The sequence below is a fragment of the Austwickia sp. TVS 96-490-7B genome (genome assembly GCF_019331795.1).
Lineage (GTDB): Bacteria > Actinomycetota > Actinomycetes > Actinomycetales > Dermatophilaceae > Austwickia.
The window spans coordinates 226,348-242,746 of the sequence record NZ_JAHPZL010000004.1; the positions used below are offsets into that span (position 1 = coordinate 226,348).

At 64.2% G+C, this 16,399-nt stretch carries 12 protein-coding genes; 6 read left to right on the forward strand and 6 right to left on the reverse strand.

What is annotated here, in order from left to right; all coding sequences use genetic code 11:
• Positions 1-28 precede the first annotated feature (28 nt).
• From iolB to KEM60_RS06945, 6 genes are all read right to left on the reverse strand, one after another.
• Complete coding sequence (gene iolB, locus KEM60_RS06920) at positions 29-931, reverse strand: 5-deoxy-glucuronate isomerase (RefSeq protein WP_219106787.1); 903 nt, start codon at positions 929-931, stop codon at positions 29-31.
• Positions 928-1,902 (reverse strand): deoxyribose-phosphate aldolase, encoded by a 975-nt coding sequence (locus KEM60_RS06925; RefSeq protein ID WP_255574345.1) that lies wholly within the window; start codon positions 1,900-1,902, stop codon positions 928-930. The genes iolB and KEM60_RS06925 overlap by 4 nt, the downstream gene beginning before the upstream one ends.
• Positions 1,892-2,875 carry a 5-dehydro-2-deoxygluconokinase gene (gene iolC, locus KEM60_RS06930; protein ID WP_219106788.1) on the reverse strand — a complete coding sequence of 328 codons (984 nt, stop codon included), beginning with the start codon at positions 2,873-2,875 and terminating at the stop codon, positions 1,892-1,894. The genes KEM60_RS06925 and iolC overlap by 11 nt, the downstream gene beginning before the upstream one ends.
• A 211-nt stretch (positions 2,876-3,086) precedes the next feature.
• The gene (locus KEM60_RS06935; protein WP_219106789.1) at positions 3,087-4,115 is read right to left on the reverse strand and encodes an ABC transporter permease; all 1,029 of its coding nucleotides are present in this window, start codon (positions 4,113-4,115) and stop codon (positions 3,087-3,089) included.
• A gap of 11 nt (positions 4,116-4,126) precedes the next feature.
• Complete coding sequence (locus KEM60_RS06940; protein ID WP_255574346.1) at positions 4,127-5,629, reverse strand: sugar ABC transporter ATP-binding protein; 1,503 nt, start codon at positions 5,627-5,629, stop codon at positions 4,127-4,129.
• A gap of 139 nt (positions 5,630-5,768) precedes the next feature.
• The gene (locus tag KEM60_RS06945) at positions 5,769-6,782 is read right to left on the reverse strand and encodes a sugar ABC transporter substrate-binding protein (RefSeq protein WP_219106790.1); all 1,014 of its coding nucleotides are present in this window, start codon (positions 6,780-6,782) and stop codon (positions 5,769-5,771) included.
• Positions 6,783-7,258: 476 nt separating this feature from the next.
• Here KEM60_RS06945 and KEM60_RS06950 point away from each other — a divergent pair, with 476 nt between their 5' ends.
• From KEM60_RS06950 to KEM60_RS06975, 6 genes are all read left to right on the forward strand, one after another.
• On the forward strand, positions 7,259-7,999 hold the full coding sequence (locus KEM60_RS06950) for a GntR family transcriptional regulator (RefSeq protein ID WP_219106791.1): 741 nt from the start codon (positions 7,259-7,261) through the stop codon (positions 7,997-7,999).
• A gap of 151 nt (positions 8,000-8,150) precedes the next feature.
• Positions 8,151-10,148 (forward strand): protein-arginine deiminase domain-containing protein, encoded by a 1,998-nt coding sequence (locus KEM60_RS06955; RefSeq protein ID WP_219106792.1) that lies wholly within the window; start codon positions 8,151-8,153, stop codon positions 10,146-10,148.
• Between the two features lie 401 nt (positions 10,149-10,549).
• Entirely contained in the window at positions 10,550-11,227 is a 678-nt protein-coding gene (locus tag KEM60_RS06960) for a hypothetical protein (RefSeq protein ID WP_219106793.1), read from the forward strand.
• 10 nt (positions 11,228-11,237) lie between these two features.
• The gene (locus KEM60_RS06965; protein WP_219106794.1) at positions 11,238-14,156 is read left to right on the forward strand and encodes a fibrinogen-like YCDxxxxGGGW domain-containing protein; all 2,919 of its coding nucleotides are present in this window, start codon (positions 11,238-11,240) and stop codon (positions 14,154-14,156) included.
• Positions 14,153-15,085, forward strand: coding sequence for a glycosyltransferase family A protein (locus tag KEM60_RS06970; RefSeq protein WP_219106795.1), 933 nt, complete (start codon positions 14,153-14,155; stop codon positions 15,083-15,085). The genes KEM60_RS06965 and KEM60_RS06970 overlap by 4 nt, the downstream gene beginning before the upstream one ends.
• Before the next feature lie 29 nt (positions 15,086-15,114).
• Entirely contained in the window at positions 15,115-16,392 is a 1,278-nt protein-coding gene (locus KEM60_RS06975; RefSeq protein ID WP_219106796.1) for an O-antigen ligase, read from the forward strand.
• The last annotated feature ends 7 nt before the right edge of the window (positions 16,393-16,399 follow it).

Here is a 16,399-nt window from a genome sequence, read left to right on the forward strand (position 1 = left end):
TCGGTGGCGGCGAGTCCCGCCGGGATGGTCAGTGCTGGTGGAGAGGGAGACGTACGTCGATCTGCTGGCTGGGCCAGGTGTCGCGCACCCAGGCGTGGGATGGGTCGTCGCAGATCAGCCAGACGCGTTGCTCGCCGGGTCCGGCCATGACGTTGAGGTAGTACATGTCGTAGCCGGTGGGGGCCATGGCAGGTCCGTGCCAGCCGTGGGGAATGAGGACGGCGTCGCCGGTGCGGACTTCTTCGAGAACGTCGAGGGGTCGGTCATCGGTGCCGTAGACACGCTGATAGCCCATCGGATCGGGGGTGACACCGGCTGGTACGGCGACGCCGGGTTCGGTGCGCATCTCGTAGTAGTAGATCTCTTCGAGGGCGGACTCGACGCCGTCAATGTCGACGTCGTGTTTATGCGGCGGGTAACTGGACCAGTTACCCGCCGGAGTGATGACCTCACAGGCGATGATCGAGTCTGCATCCACGGTGCCGGGCGTGCCGAAATTCTGCACCTGCCGGGAGGCTTGTCCGGCGCCGCGCAGTTCTACCGGGACGTCAGCGGCGGCGACATACGCGAAGGGATAGGCGGTGCGAGCTTTCGCGAAGGGCAACGCAATCCGCCCGTCCGTGACGGCAGTGACGGTGAAAGTGGCGTCGCGAGGAATGAAAGCACTGTCGGTGGGGCCAGCAAACACATCCGACCGGCCCGCCAGGTCAGCGTGACATTGCTGACCGTGGACCTCGGCGTCCACCCGGAACGATCCGGATAGCGGCAGCACGATCCATTCCGCGTCACCGCAGTCGATGTGTCGGCTTTGACCGGCGCGGAGCGTCGCGGTCCACAGGCCGGTGTGAAACCAACCGGGATCACCAGGGTTGATCTGCAGGTCGTAGCCGTCGTGGGCGGCGCTGCCCGCTCGACGGAACCAGTCGCTCATGCCATTCCTCCGTGTCCTTCAGGGGTGACCTGGGTGGGTGCTGCTGGGTCGGGTGGGATGTCTCCGAGGGGCCGGTCAGAGCGGGGGTGGACCAAGGCGGCCGCTCGGGCTACTGCTGCCGCCACGTCGTCATCACCGGGATAGAGCAGAGCTCGGCCAACGACGAGCCCACGAACGTGGTGATGGTGCAGCGCAGCAGCCCAGTCGTCGTACGTGGTGGCACCTGGCACACCGGGGTCGCCACCGAGGAGAAGCACCGGCAAGGTCGTCGCGTCGAGGACCCGCTCCATGTCCGGGACGACGGGCAGTTTGAGCCAGGTGTACGCACTGGTGGAGCCGAGACCGGCCGCGACATGCACGGATCGGATGACCGAGTCGGGGTCGAGGAAGTTGCACAGCTGCCCAGTCTCATCACGTCCCGACCAAAACGGCTCAATCAAGGCTGGCAACCGATGTGCGGCGAGATCAGTGACTGCCTGGCTCGCAGCGTGCAGCACGCTCACACACGCTGGGTCGGCCAGACTGATCCGAGTCAGCATCTTGCCGCCGTCCAGGCCTTGCCTGGCCAGTGCCGACGCACTATAACCGGTGAACCGGTCATCGAGTTCGTAGCTGGCGCCAGCAAGCCCACCACGATTCATTGATCCGATAGCGAGTTTGCCGTCCAGGAGACCGAGGAGCAGCAGGTCGTCGAGGAGGTCGGCGGTGCCGAGGACCCCATCGACGTCGGGGTGGGCCAGCGCGGTGGCGAGGCGGTGAAGCAGCCCGCGACGGGACGACATGGCGCGGGCATGGCCAGCCACGGCGAGCGCGCCGCGGGCCGGGTGGTCAGCGGCGACGATGAGAAGTCGTCCGTCGTCGGGGAGGAGCGGGCGCCGGGTTCTGGTGGCCCAGGCGTCGCCGATGGCTTCGGGGTGGGTGGCGCGCCGGTGGGTGAGCTCGGCGATCCGGGAGTCAAGGTCAGTGGGCACGGTCGGGCCTGGTGGTGTGTCGGGTGAGCAGGTCGTCGACTTCGCTGTGGGTGGGCATCGCGGTGGAGCAGGCGAGGCGGGAGGCCACGAGGGCTCCGGCGGCGCTGGCGAAGGTGAGGGTGTGGTGCAGGGTCCAGTGGTGGAGTAGTCCGTGGCAGAGTGCGCCGCCGAAGGCGTCGCCGGCGCCGAGGCCGTTGACGACGTCGATGGGGGTGGGTGGGACGATGACGCGTTCGCCGTCGCGGGTTTTGCCGAGGACGCCCCGGGGGCCCATTTTGACGATGGCGAGGTCGAGGCCGTGGGCGAGGAGTGCGTCGGCTGCCCGGTCGGGGTCGGTTTCTCCGACGGCGACGCGGCATTCTTCGAGGTTGCCGACGGCGATGGTGCAGCAGGTGAGGGCGGCTTGGATCTGGCCGGAGGCGTTGGCTTCGTCGTCCCAGAATTGGGGGCGGTAGTCCAGGTCGAGGATGGTGTGGCTGCGTCGGTTGCGGGCGGCCCAGGCGGCACGGTGCGCGGCGCGGCTGGGTTCGCGGGAGAGGCCGGTGGCGGTGGCCCAGTAGATGTGGGCGTCCCGGATGGCGGCCAGGGGCATGTCGTCGGCTTCGATCATGAGGTCGGGGGCGACGGGGTAGCGGTAGAAGTAGAGGGGGAAGTGGTCGGGCGGGAAGATCTCGCAGAAGGTGACGGGGGTGGGGAAGCGGGGGACGCGGGTGACGTATCGGGTGTCGACGCCAATGTCGTGCAGGCTGCGGGTGACGAAGCGTCCGAAGGGGTCGTCGCCGGTGCGGCTGATGAGGGCGCTGGTATGGCCGTAGCGGGCGGCGGCGACGGCGACATTGGCGGCGCTGCCGCCGAGGAATTTCCCGAAGGTATCGACGTCTTCGAGGCTGACGCCGGATTCCATCGGATAGACGTCGACGCCGCAGCGGCCGATGACGACGAGGTCGTACGTCGGTTCGTGTGGGGGGTTCATCGTGCCTCCCGTCGTCCGTGGGTGGGGCGGGTTGGGGGTGTGGTGGTGGCGGTGTTTCCACCCTGCCGGAGGTGGTCGACCCATGTCAACACTTTGTTATTACATATTGACGTCTGATGTTAGTGCATCGGTGTGAGGCTGGACGCACGGCGGGCGAGACCCCACAGGGCCTCGCCCGCCGCCCTACCGACAGACCACACCTGCCGGATGATCAGCGCCCCGAACGACGGTTCTTCCGCTCATCCAGGATCACCGCGACCACGATGATTGCGCCCTTGACGAAGATCTTCATGAACGGCGAGACCCCCATCAGATCCAGACCGTTGTCGATGACCTGGATGATCACCGCACCGACCAAGGTGCCGTAGACCGTGCCGACACCACCGTTAAACGAGGTGCCACCGATCACGGTCGCGGTGATCGCGTCCAGCTCGTAGCCCGTCGCCAAAGTGGGGTTACCCGAGTCGACACGAGCGGCGTAAATCAGACCGGCCAGACCGGCGAACAACCCGATCAGCGTGTACACCCCGACCTGCACGCGGCCGATGTTGATCCCGGATACCCGGGCAGCCTGCTCATTGCCACCGACGGCGTACACATGCCGACCGAAACGGGTGCGCTCCAGGATCGTCCAGGTCAACAACGCGATCAGCGCGAGGATGATGATCGGCACCGGGATCCCCAGCACCGTGCCACTCCCGATGACGGTGAAACCACTGGCCAGACCAGAGACCGGGCGGCCGTCGGAGTAAATCATCGCCAGGCCACGCGCCATGGACATCATGCCCAGCGTCATCACGAAGGGCGCGATCCGGAACCGCGCGATGATCACCCCGTTGAAACATCCCACCAAGGCACCCACAGCCAGCCCCACCACGACCGAGACAAAGACCGGCATGGGCGGATACCCGAACTGGGAGCCAGCGGTCCCGGCTACCTGCGCCAGACTCGCCGCGACCACAGCGGACAGGGCCACTGTCGATCCCACCGACAGGTCGATGCCTTTGGTGATGATCGCGAACATCATGCCCAACGCCAGGATGGCGATCGGGGCGACCTGCACGATGACATTCGACAGGTTTTTCAGTTCCAGGGAACGACCCTGAGTCAACCCGGCGAAAATCGCCATGACCAGGACCAGCACCAGGATGGTGCCGTACTTGCGGAAGAGTGCGCCCAGGTCAACGGAACGCTGCTGCGGCCGGCTCTCTTCAGGGGCCACAGTGGGGGTGGTGGACATGATTGCCTCTCTCAGACCGCAGCGGGGACGCCGCCGGTGGCCAGTTGCATGATCTTCTCCTGGGTCGCCTCGGACCTGGCGAGTTCGCCGGTCACACGCCCCTCGTGCATGACGATGATCCGGTCGCTCATCCCGAGGATTTCGGGCATCTCGGAGCTGACCATGATGACGGCTTTGCCCTGCTGCGCCAGCTTCGACATCAATCGGTGGATCTCAGATTTGGCACCCACATCGATCCCGCGGGTCGGCTCATCGATCATCAGGATGTCCGGTAGCGTGAGCATCCACCGTGAGATCAACGCCTTCTGCTGGTTGCCACCGGACAAGTTCTGAATGAGTTGGTCCAGCGAGGGCGTTTTCACCGCCAATGCGGTGCGCTGATCCTCGCAGTCCTGTCGGATCCGCCTCGGCTGCAACAGCCCTCGCGGGCTGTATCGCGGGAGGGCCGCAGCGATCATGTTGTCCCGCACCGAGAGCACGCCCATGATTCCGCTAGCTTTACGATCCTCGGTCAGCAAGGCCATATCCGCCCGGATCGCGTCCTGCGGCTGCGTGATCCGCACCTGACGCCCCTTGACCGTGATCTGTCCGCTCTGCGCTTTGTGGATCCCGAAGATCGTCTCCAACACCTCGGTGCGACCGGCGCCCATCAACCCGGCGATCCCCAAGATTTCCCCACGCCGTACGGCGAAGCTGACGTCCCGCACTAACGGTCCGCGGTTGAGGTCGGTGACCTCCAGAACGACCTCGCCGATCTCCGCATCCTCTTTCGGGAACATCTGAGTCAGCTCCCGCCCGACCATCAAGGTGATCAGGCTGTCCCGGTCCAGTTCTGACGCCGGACGCGTCGTGATGAGGTGACCATCCCTGAACACCGTGATGTAGTCGGTGATCTTGAAGACCTCGTCCATCTTGTGCGTGATGTAAATGATCGCCACGCCCCGCGCCGTGAGCCGGGCGATCATCGCGTGCAGGTGGTCCACCTCACGGTCAGTAATCGCCGAGGTCGGCTCATCCATGATGATCAACCTGGCGTCATAACTAATGGCCTTGGCGATCTCCACCATCTGCTGCTGGGCGACAGACAAATCCTTCAACTGCGCGCGAGGGTCAATGTCGATCCCCCATTCGGTGAGCAGCTCTGCGGTCATGGCGTCCATGAGTCGGCGACTGACCAACCCGTAACGTCGCGGCTCACGACCCAGGTAGATGTTTTCGGAGACGGTCATCTCCGGGACGGGCGCCAACTCCTGATGGATCATCGAGATCCCCAGGCCCAACCCGGTCTTGGTGTCCGGGATGGTGACCTGACGGCCCTCAAACGTGATCGTCCCAGCGTCCTCGGCGTACATCCCGATGAGGATCTTCATCAGCGTCGACTTACCGGCACCGTTCTCACCCATCAGGGCATGCACCGTGCCGGCCCGGACATTCAGATCAACGTCATCGAGCGCGACGACACCCGGAAAGGTCTTCCGGATCCCTTTCATCACCAGGAGAAACTCGTCCACCATCAACTCTTCCGTCTCGTGCCGTCGGCCCGCACCGACCGCTTGCTGTGGCACCGCCCCGGAGACGTGGAGGAGTCCAGAGCCAGGAGGACTCCTCCACGCCGTCCGATGGTGCGCCGCCCTCGACAGACGGCGCACCGGATCACTTGTTGGCGAATTCCTCCGCCTTGTCCTTGGTCACGGCCTGGAAGGGGACGTTGACGAAGGAAGGCACCTGCTCCTTGTTGTACAACTGCACGATCGAATCGACACCACCGGCACCCTGCCCCTTGGCGTCCTGGAAGACCGTGACCGCCAGGTCACCCTCCTTCAACGCCTTGAGGGCGTCCGAGGTGGCATCCACGCCACCGACCTTGATCTTGTCGAGCTTGCCGGCGTTTTTCAGCGCCTTGATGGCCCCAAGAGCCATGTCGTCGTTGTTGGAGCAGATCGCGTCGATCTGCTGCCCGGACTGCAACCAGTTCTCAGTGATGGTCAGGGCCTTGTCCCGCTCCCAGTTTGCCGACTGCTCCAGGACGACCTTCATGCCGTTCTTTTCAGCGGTCTCTTTGCAACCCTTGGTGCGCATCGTGGCGGCCTCATTGGCCGGGTCACCGATGAGGACGGCGACATTGCCCTTGTTGCCCACCTGCTTGGCGAGTTCGGCCATCTCCAACTGGCCCGCCACGATCGAGTCTGATCCGACGTACGGGACCTTCTCGGGAAGGTTGGCCGGTTTGCGGTTGACATACACCAGAGGAATCTCAGCCGATGTCGCTTTCTGCGTCATCGGGCCGGTCGCGGCAGTGTCCACCGGCACCACGATGACGCCGTCATACTTTTGGGTCACGAAGTTCTCGACCTGACCGAGCTGCTTATCAGTGGACTTCTCAGCGGAGACGATGTCGACCTCAACGCCGTTCTCTGCGGCGCGCGCTTTGATCCCGTCGGCCACTGTCTGCAAGAACTGGTCGTAGACGGCGAAGGTCACCCCGATCTTCAGCTTCTTGCCGTCTTTGGGCTTGATCGGCGTCCCCTTGGTATAGGTCACCCCTGCAGCAGCTGGCCCGCTCGCTCCACCCGCGCTGCCACCAGATGGCGCGGCGGTGGAACCACAGCCCGCGACAAGACCGGAGGCGGCGAGCGCGACGCCCGCCCATGTGAGACCGTGCTTCATTGTCACTTTCCCTCTCTGGCCCGACAGGAAGCTGCCGCCTCCGCCGATCCGTTCGGTCACGCCATCGTGACCGATCACAGCGACCGTAGTCAGCGCTCAGGCCGGATGTCAATACAAACGAACAATTGGATTCGGAGGGGTTTGAAAACCCCCTGAGGAGAACCAGTCTGCGCTGCAATCGGGACTCGGTGAGCCGTCCTGGACCACTGTCTGGGATCACCGCAGCCCGCCCCTCCCCGGACCATCGTGGCTCACTGTTCTCGGTCAGCGATGTCACGGCCGGTCAGGGCTGGCCCGGGTGATCCACAAGATCCAGAGAGCGCACCCCTTTTTTTCCGGTGCTGTCGATGTGACTTCGGGGGCACGGCACGATCAGCAGCAGTCACTGAACCAGCTGGCCATTCCCTTTGTGATTACGTCAACACACCCTCACGAAACACTGGTTCACCGGTGCGTGGGGCCGTATCCTGCCGGTCATGGCCGCTGAGATTCCCCTTGTCATCGACCGGTTGAGCCCGGTTCCCCTCTACCACCAGCTTGCCCAGCAACTCACCACGGCCATTGAGAGCGGCCAACTCAAACCGGGCGATCCTTTTGAAAACGAGATTGCGCTGGCGGAACGTCTCCAGCTGTCTCGTCCTACAGTGCGCCGAGCCATTGCCGAGATGGTCGCTCGCGGTTTGCTGGTGCGCCGTCGCGGCGTGGGGACCACGGTGGCCAACGAGGTCATCCATCGTCGGGATGAGCTGACCAGCTTGTACGACGATCTGCAACGTCAAGGTCGCACCCCCGGCACTCAGGTCCTCACGTTGGAGACTGAGACGTACGACGATCGGGCGGCCACGGCGATGAATCTGCCGGTGGCGACGCCGCTGGTCCTGATCGAGCGGCTGCGCCTGGCAGATGATCAGCCCATTGGGATCCTGCGCAACTGGCTCCCACCGGCGTTCAGTGACCTGACGATGGACGAGCTCACCGCTCATGGCCTGTACGAGTTGTTACGGGCGCGTGGGGTGCGCCCGGCAGTGGCCCATCAAACCATTGGAGCCCGCTCCCCTGGCTCCAAGGAGCAGCGGCTGTTGCGGCTGACCAAGTCGGAACCGTTGCTGACGATGACACGGAAGGCGTTCGACTCAGCTGGCGCGCCGGTGGAGTTCGGCGATCACTGTTATCGCGCCGATCAGTATGCCTTTGACATCACCGTCTATGAGCGGTGAGTCGCTGCGGCAGTTCAGCGGGTCGCCATCGACTCTTCCTGAGTTCCAGCTGTGAATCGACAATGACTCTGCTATCACCGCCAGATAGCAGGTCTCAGAGGAACATTCAACGCCTAGGGTGAGCTCACCTCTCCGATATGAAGGAGCCACGGTGAGCCACACCCCCTCCCCTCGCCTCGCCTCACGCATCGCTCTAGCGGTCACGCTCGGCATGACCGGATCTGTGCTTCACCCCCTCGGGACAGCGTCCGCCGCTGATCCGGTCACCCCCTGGTCGACGCTGCGCGCCGATGCCAATAGGGACGGTGTCGTTGATGTCGACGGCGACGGTGATCAGGAATCCGGGACTGCCACCGTCGATCGGGGGGCAGTGTTCCTGGCGAATGTCGACGACGATTCCGGCCGGTGCAAGGCCAAAGATGGGGAGAAGTTCCTGCCTTTGGCTACCCTAGCGAGCTGCCACGACGGGGCCGATGAGGTCGTCAACGGCCCTGACGATGAAAAAGATTTGGCGCCACTGCGCACCAAAGCGACCCCATCGCTTCCGGCGGACGCTGTGGGACGGCTGCACGTCGAAGGAGCTGCGGCCCGGCGGACTCATCTGTTTCTGCACCGCGGGAAGAACTGGGTGCTGGTCCGACCAACGACCATCATCACCGCCGCTGAGCTGCGGGCTGGTTTACGGCTGGGCTTGGAGGGGACCGACATCCTGCGTGACACGGCAGCCTGGGATGGCACGGCCAAAGTGACCCTGACGATCACCTCGCAAGGGACCTCCCAACGTCAAACGGTGTCCTTGCGGCAAGCTCCCCTGAAGCTGCAACACAACACTCAAAAAGTCACCCGTGCCTTCATCAGCGAAGCCGGTGACAACGTTGATATGCCCGCGTTCTTGTCCCAGTTCAAGGCGGCGCTCACACCATCAGGGGCAACTCTCACCGAGATCACTGGTGGCAACGACATCTGGATTCAAGACCTCTTCGAACCGATGTATCAGCAGATGCCCACTGCCAAGGGCGGCATGCAGACGATGCGGGTCGCCTTGTCTTCCGACCAAGTGCGCAGCGGCAGCCAAGCGATCTATCAGTTGCGCGGCAAGGACATCGGCGTGGTCCGAGCCGGGACCAGGACCGACGAGGACACCCTGAACTCGATGGGCAACCTGGAATCCTTACCGCCGTACACCCATGCCGGACAGTCCTTCCCGATGGGGCGGGCGGTCATCGGGATCCGGGAGAGCAGTCTGACCGAGCCTGGTCGCGCCCCGACACCGACCCCCAAGCCGAGCCGCAGCACCGCGCCGAAACCCAGCAGCACCACGTCCAGGAAGCCCACGGCCAAACCCACCACACCACCCACGGGATCGCCGTCGAGCACCCCACAGCTGAAAGAACCAGGCAGCGACGGACACATCCTGGGCGACCAGAACGTCAAACCCGAGGTGGACAATGACACCCGCCCGTCCACGGCTCTCGTCACCTTGCTCACCGCCCAGTACGGCGTCGCTCCCCTCGAAGTCGATACCGGGTTCCTGTCGGTAGGACATGTCGACGAAATCATGAGCGTGATCCCGGCCAAGAACTCCCGCGGATGGAAACTCGCTGTCGCCGACCCACGAGGTGGAATCAACCTCATCAAAAAAGCCATCGCTGACGGGCATGGCTCTGCGCCTCTGTTTGCTGGTGAGAAGCAGGCCCAAACCCTGGAACAGGTCCTCAAGGACCCGATGGTGATGCTGTCCAACAACAAGGCTGTCCCGGCGATGGATAAGAACATTGCCCGGCTCAAGGACAAGCTCGGCTTGAGCGACGACGACATCGTGAAAATTCCGGTGTTCTACCGCACCGAGTTCGAGGACCCTGAGGAGGGCAAGAGTGGTGTCGGCGCCCCGTTGGGTGCGGCCTCGTTCATCCCCAATGCGGTGAACGGAATCGTCATGGGAGATGACACCGCCATCATTCCCTTCCAGTACGGACCGGAAGTGGGCAAAGACAAGAAGAACATCTTCGGCGACGCGGTGAAAGCGGCCTATACCGCAGCTGGCCTGCGGATCACGACGGTGGTGGACAAGAACGTCTACTACGTCGGTGGTGGAGATATCCACTGCGGCACCAACACATTCCGGGCCGTCCCCACAACCAGCGCTTAATCACGCACCGGCTGTCGCCACGACCCAGTCTGTGGCGACAGTGACAGATGTTTTCAATGTTATTCATGCGCCGGATGTGCCGAAAGGTACATCCGGCGCAGCGTCGTGATCGGCCCCGCAGCATTCAATCACCCCCGTCGACAGCTATGTCACCGGTGATATCCACGGCAATGTCACTCGCCGTCCACCGTGGTCCCACATCGCGGACGTAATATGTCGCGAAATGAGAACTTTGAGCCGGATGATCACCAAGAAAATTTGGGGTGAACTTGCGGCTAACAATCCGATGCGATTGAAGCTAAAGTGATTTCGCATCGCGCCGGCGGATGGGGTGACCGGCTAAACACGTCTGGGGATGGACTGTCGGCACTCACGCCGGCGGGGGCGAAGGGGGCTTTTTCATGTCATTACGTCGAGGTATCCGCTCGCGCAAATTCCTGGTGACAGGACTTGCCATCGGACTCATATCAACCGCCGTCGCTGCCGGAGCGACCGGAGATGTGCCCACCGGGATGTCCCGGGGCGCACCCACCACGACACCCCGAGCGGCACCGGCACCGCCGATCACCCGACCCATGGCGCCGGCCCCCGTGGCCATCGCTCAGCTGCCACCGGTCACACCTCGCCCCATCTGGGGTGAACCAGCATCCCGCGAGCAGCGTGAAGCCACTGTGGCAGCAGTGCGCGCTTATCTCACCGCAGCTGATGCGGTTTACACCCGTGGCTCAGCCGTCGGAGACGCAGAAAAACGCGTCGCCACCGGCGCCGCCCTGGGTGAGATTGCCGCCGCAACTGAGGAACTGACCTCCCAGAAACGCCACCAGTCAGGATCCGTCACGATGGCCTCCGCCTCGGCGTACCTCCAGCCTGAAGAGGACCGGGTGTTGGTGGTGACCTGCCTCGACAGCTCCGCAGTGACGCTGACAGAAGACGACGACACCGGTCGCAACCGGCGGGTACGCACCGCCAGCCGCGCCGGGACCCGTACGGCTCTGCACGAATACACCCTGGAGAAGGCCGGGGACCACTGGGTCGTCCTCCTCCATTCCCTTCCCGACGACATGTCATGTGCACGGTGAGAGGACGATCATGAGCCGCTCTGTCTTGAATGTGCTGACCCTGTCTGCGGCCGCAGCCACCCTGGTCATCGGGACCGTGGCGCCACCGGCGTCGGCACAGACTCTTCCCGTGGCATCTCCTGGTGCCACCACTCGGGCCCTGGCTGACCCACCGGCCGCGCCCACACCTGACGGGTCGTCACCAGCGCGGGCCGCCGCATCATGTTGGGAGGCCAAACAGGTCAACCCGCAAGCCGCTGACGGCATCTATTGGATCGTCACTCCCAAGCTCATCCGACCGGAGCAGTTCTACTGCGACATGACCACGGACGGTGGCGGCTGGGTGCTCATCGGCCGCGGCCGTGACGGGTGGCGCAGTGAATACGAAGGGCTAGGCACGACCGCGGACGTCCGGTCCGTCGTGGACGGCACAGGCGCTTTCCGACCTAAACAGTTGTCCTCCCTGGTCGTAGACGGGCTGCTCAACGGTCAACGAGTCGATGCGCTCCCCGACGGGGTGCGCCTGCGCCGAGCCACCACCCGAGACGGCAGGTCGTATCAAGAGGTCCGCTTTGGGCTGGCTCACCGTGACCGGTGGGTCTGGGCGTTCCGGGCTCGTCACCAACTCAAAAACATCTCGTTCAACGGCATCAATGGCGGCAGCGGATCCTCCAAAGACTTCCAGCAAGGCTTGGACTGGCTCGGATACATGCACGTCAACACCGACATCACTGCTGCCCAAAATTGGAGCGGTGGTTTTGCCTACGGCAGAGCGGTGACTGGATCGTCGTCCTGGGATAGCTACCTGTGGTCAGCCACCGATGGCGGCGGGGCCGCTCGACCGTTCACTCAGGTCTACCTCCGACCACAACTTCGCACCTCTGAGATGACCTACCCACAGGTGCCACCGAGTGGCCTGACCGCGATCACCCGTCGCCCACTGGCAGAGACCAGCGCTATTCCCCAGACCTGGGGCGTCTCGGGTCTGGCCGGAGCCGATGGAGTCACCTCCGAGATGCGCACCGAAGTGCAAGCGTTCGCCCAGATAGGCAACGTGATGTACGTCGGAGGGAACTTCAAACAAGCCCAACGCGGCCAGTACGGCGCGGGCGCTGTCGAGCAGTCCTACCTCGCGGCGTTTGACCTCAGCACCGGGGAGTTCATCCCTGGCTTCCGCCCCGTACTCAACGAACAAGTCAAAGCACTCACCGCGCTTCCCAACGGGATGCTCGCCGTTGGCGGTGAATTCACCGAGGTCAACGGCAAACGCGCTTCCGGGGTCGTGGTCTTGGACCCGGCGACCGGACAACAGGCGCCCGGGTTCAACTTGCAGGTGGTCAACGGGCTGACCAATGGCGTGCTCTCGGTGCGCTCCCTCAAAGCTGAAGGCCGATACCTCTATCTCGGTGGAGCGTTCACCCATCTCATTGGCGGCCCCACCAGCACCAAGGTCTACGCCCGAGCAGCCGGTCGCGTCGACTACGAGACCGGCCTGGCCGATTCCTCGTGGAATCCCGCCTTCAACGGCACCGTCACCGAGATCACGCCGTCTCGGTTTGACCAGCGCGTCTACGCGACCGGGTACTTCAGCACCTCCAATGAGACCGATGTGCTCAGGGTCGGAGCGATCAGCTCTGCGTCCGGAGCAGCCGTGGTGCCATGGAAGCCCAAGTTCAGTGTGTTGGAGGGTGCCCCGGACAGCTTCCAGTTCACCGTGAAAGAAGGAGCTGACCTGGTCTGGGTCGGCGGGTCACAGCACAGTTTCTTCTCGTACAACCGTCCTGAGCTGTCATTCCGTGGCGGCGGCATCTCGTTGGCTGGCGGTGATTTCCAGACGAGTTATGTCGACGGCGGGACGGCGTACGGCGGCTGCCACTGTGGTGATTTCTTCTACTCAGGGGTGACCACATGGAGTCCACGAGAGCTCCCGACAGAGTTCAATCAAGCGGACAAACTCGGCTTCGTCGGCGCCTTCGATGCCTCCACCAGCGAGTACCTGCCCGAGTTCAACCCGATCCTCAATGCCCGCAAGGGGTACGGCGCGTGGTCCAGCATCGTTGACTCCCGAGGCACCCTGTGGATTGGCGGCAGCTTCGACCAGTCCACCGACATTAATGGTCGAGTCCAGTGGTCGGGCGGCTTCGTCAGGTTCGCTGCCCGCGATGTCACTGCCCCACCCGCCCCGCACAATGTCAGCTCCGCCACCCACGGCGACACCGTCACTCTGTCCTGGACCGCGGGGACACCGGCGGAGCCGGGCACCGTCCACGAGATCCTTGCCGACGGCAAGGTCATCGCGACCACCACCGCTACTTCTGTGCAAGTGCCCGTCCCGACCCGGGATACGGCGTACGTCGTGCGTTCTGCCGACCCCAGCGGTAACCGGTCGGACAGCACCGAGGTGATCACCCTCTCCCCCACCCCAGTGGTGCAGCGCACCACCTTGGTGGAGTCGCACTCGACGTGGCGTTGGCGTTTTGACAGCACTGACCTGCCCGCTTCCTGGAACCAGCCCACCTTCGATGACAGCAGCTGGCCTGAAGGCGCTGGGACGCTCGGATATGGCACCGATGGGCTGGGGACCACCCTCACCCCTGCTGGGGATAACCCACCGGTCACCGCGCAATTCCGCCGCACGTTCGCCGTGGATGACCCCAACGCTGTGGGCACCGTCACCATCCGGTTGCCCGCCGATGACGGCGTCGTCCTCTACCTCAACGGTGTCGAGATCGGCCGGAAAAATCTCCCCGACGGCGAGATCACCGCAGGAACCTTCGCGACTCAGGCGCCGACGAGCGCGGACGCTGCCGCCGATCCACTGGTCATCACTCTTCCTGGTTCCGCGTTGATCAGCGGCGCCAACGTCCTCGCCGCGCAAGTCCATCGGCATGACGCGAACACCCCGGATATCTCCTTCGACCTCAACGCAGTAGGAGTACACACATCATGACCTTCCCCGACGACATGTCGAGTGCCCTCCCCACCGTCAGCGCGGTGGTCGGCACCCACGACAGACCGGTTCTGCTCCGCAGAGCCGTCACGTCGATCCTGGAGCAGGACTATCCAGGCACGATCGAATGCATCGTGGTCCGGGATCGCTGTCAGGACGACCTGTCGATGACAGACCTGCCCCCCGGACGGTCGGTGATCGTGGTCGACAACGTCCGCAGCCCTGGCCTGGCTGGGGCCCGCAACACCGGGATCAACCGGGCTAGCGGGGAGTTGATCGCGTTTTGCGATGACGACGACGAGTGGCTGCCGGGCAAGATCTCCGTCCAAGTGGAGATGTTGAGCCAGCATCCAGAGGCCAGTCTGGTCGCCACCGGGATTCGGATCGTCACTGCTGACGACGCTGTCACTCGGATCCCGCCGGCTCAGGTGACCTTGCCCGACCTGTTGCGTTCCCGGGTGGCGCAGATCCACCCGTCGTCTTTCCTGCTCCGCCGGGATGACCTGATCGCTGCCGGACTCGTCGACGAAGAAGTGCCTTCGTCGTTCGGGGAAGACTACGAACTGATGCTGCGGCTGGCACGGCGCGGCCCGATCGTCTCAGTGACCGCCCCGCTGACCGTGGTGCATTGGGACCGGTTGTCGTTTTTCAGCACCCGCTGGAATGGCATCTGTGACGGGCTGGGCTACATCCTGACCAAGTTCCCCGAGTTCAACAGTGACCGGGTGGGGCGGGCAAGATTACGCGGTCAGATCGCTTTTGCGCATGCGGCGGCGCATCGTCGTCGCGATGCCACTCGGTGGGCCGCCGCGACCCTGCGAGATGACCCTCGTCAGCTCCGCGGATATGCGGCGCTGGCCGTGGCCACGGGGCTGGTCCCCCCACAGGCGCTGCTGGAGAGGGTCAATGCCCACGGGCGGGGCTTGTGACTTCCTCGCCTTCTGTTTGCTCGGTCCACTTGCCGGCGTGGCCGCTGCTCGTCGCGCTGGGCGGTATCCCGCTGTGGTGGGTGTTGGGGCTGCTGCCGTTCCTGCCATTGGGGTACGTCGTGATCGTCGCGGTCCTGCTGGTGGGGCTGCCTGATCTCTCGCAGATCAGGCTGCTCCCCGGCAGCGGCTGGCTGGGGATGTTCGTGATGTGGATCCCGTTCAGTATGGCGATGTTGGACTCGGGGATGCGGGTCATCGGTTTTTCGATGCGGTGGGGTGCCTTGCTGGCCGCAGCGACCGTGTTGGTCCATGTGGCGAACTGCCCCACGTTGACGCAGCGGCGACTGCTGACCGCACTGGTCCCGTTGTGGCTGCTGCTCGTGGCCGGGGGCTATCTCGGGGCGCTCATCCCCGATGGCGGCTTCACCACGCCGATGGCTGGGGTGTTGCCCTCTGCGGTCTTGGAAAATGACCTGGTTGCCGAGATGGTTCGGCCACGGTTCGCGGAGGTGCAGCATCCCTGGGGTGCGCAGAGCGCCTTCAACCGGCCGTCGGCGCCGTTCATTTACACCAATAGTTGGGGCTGCGCCTTCGGGCTGCTCACCCCGATGATGCTGGCGTTGCGCAGCCACCTCGATCATCCGGGGTGGCGCGCTGCGGTGCTCGTGGTCATGGCAGCGTCGCTGTACCCGGCCACGATGACCGGGAACCGCGGGATGCTCGTGATGACGGTGTCCGTGCTGGCGACGTATGCCGTCGGGACATTGATGCGGGGTGACCTGCGCCGGTTCGGGCAAGTCGCCATCGGCGGGGCCGTCCTGGCGGCAGGTTTTGTGGCGTTGGGGGTGCCGCAACTGATTGCGGATCGGTCCGCGGTGTCGGACTCCGCTGGAGGGCGGGCCCGGCTGTATCAGCAGACGTGGCAGGTGGTCCTGAACTCACCGATCTTGGGGTACGGGGCTCCACGCCATGCTGAGGAAATCGGGGTAGCGATGGGCACACAGGGGGCGTTTTGGATGTACTTGTTTTCGTACGGAATCCCGGGAGTCGCCGTGTTCCTGGTGTTCCTCGCCGGGGTGATCGTGCGGGGGATCCGGGTGGTCGACCCGTCTGCCACGTGGCTGGTCGCCGCGATGGTCGGGGCCTTGGTCGGGATCTTCTTCTACGGTTTGGACAGCGTGCACCTGCTGGTGTTCGCCAGTGGGGCAGCTTTGGTGCTGACCGCAGCTGCAGACGCTCCTCCCGGTCGGGTCGGTCAGGATGGCCGGGCAGGGTCCACGCATCGTCCTGCGGGGGTGACGGTGTGAGGTCGTC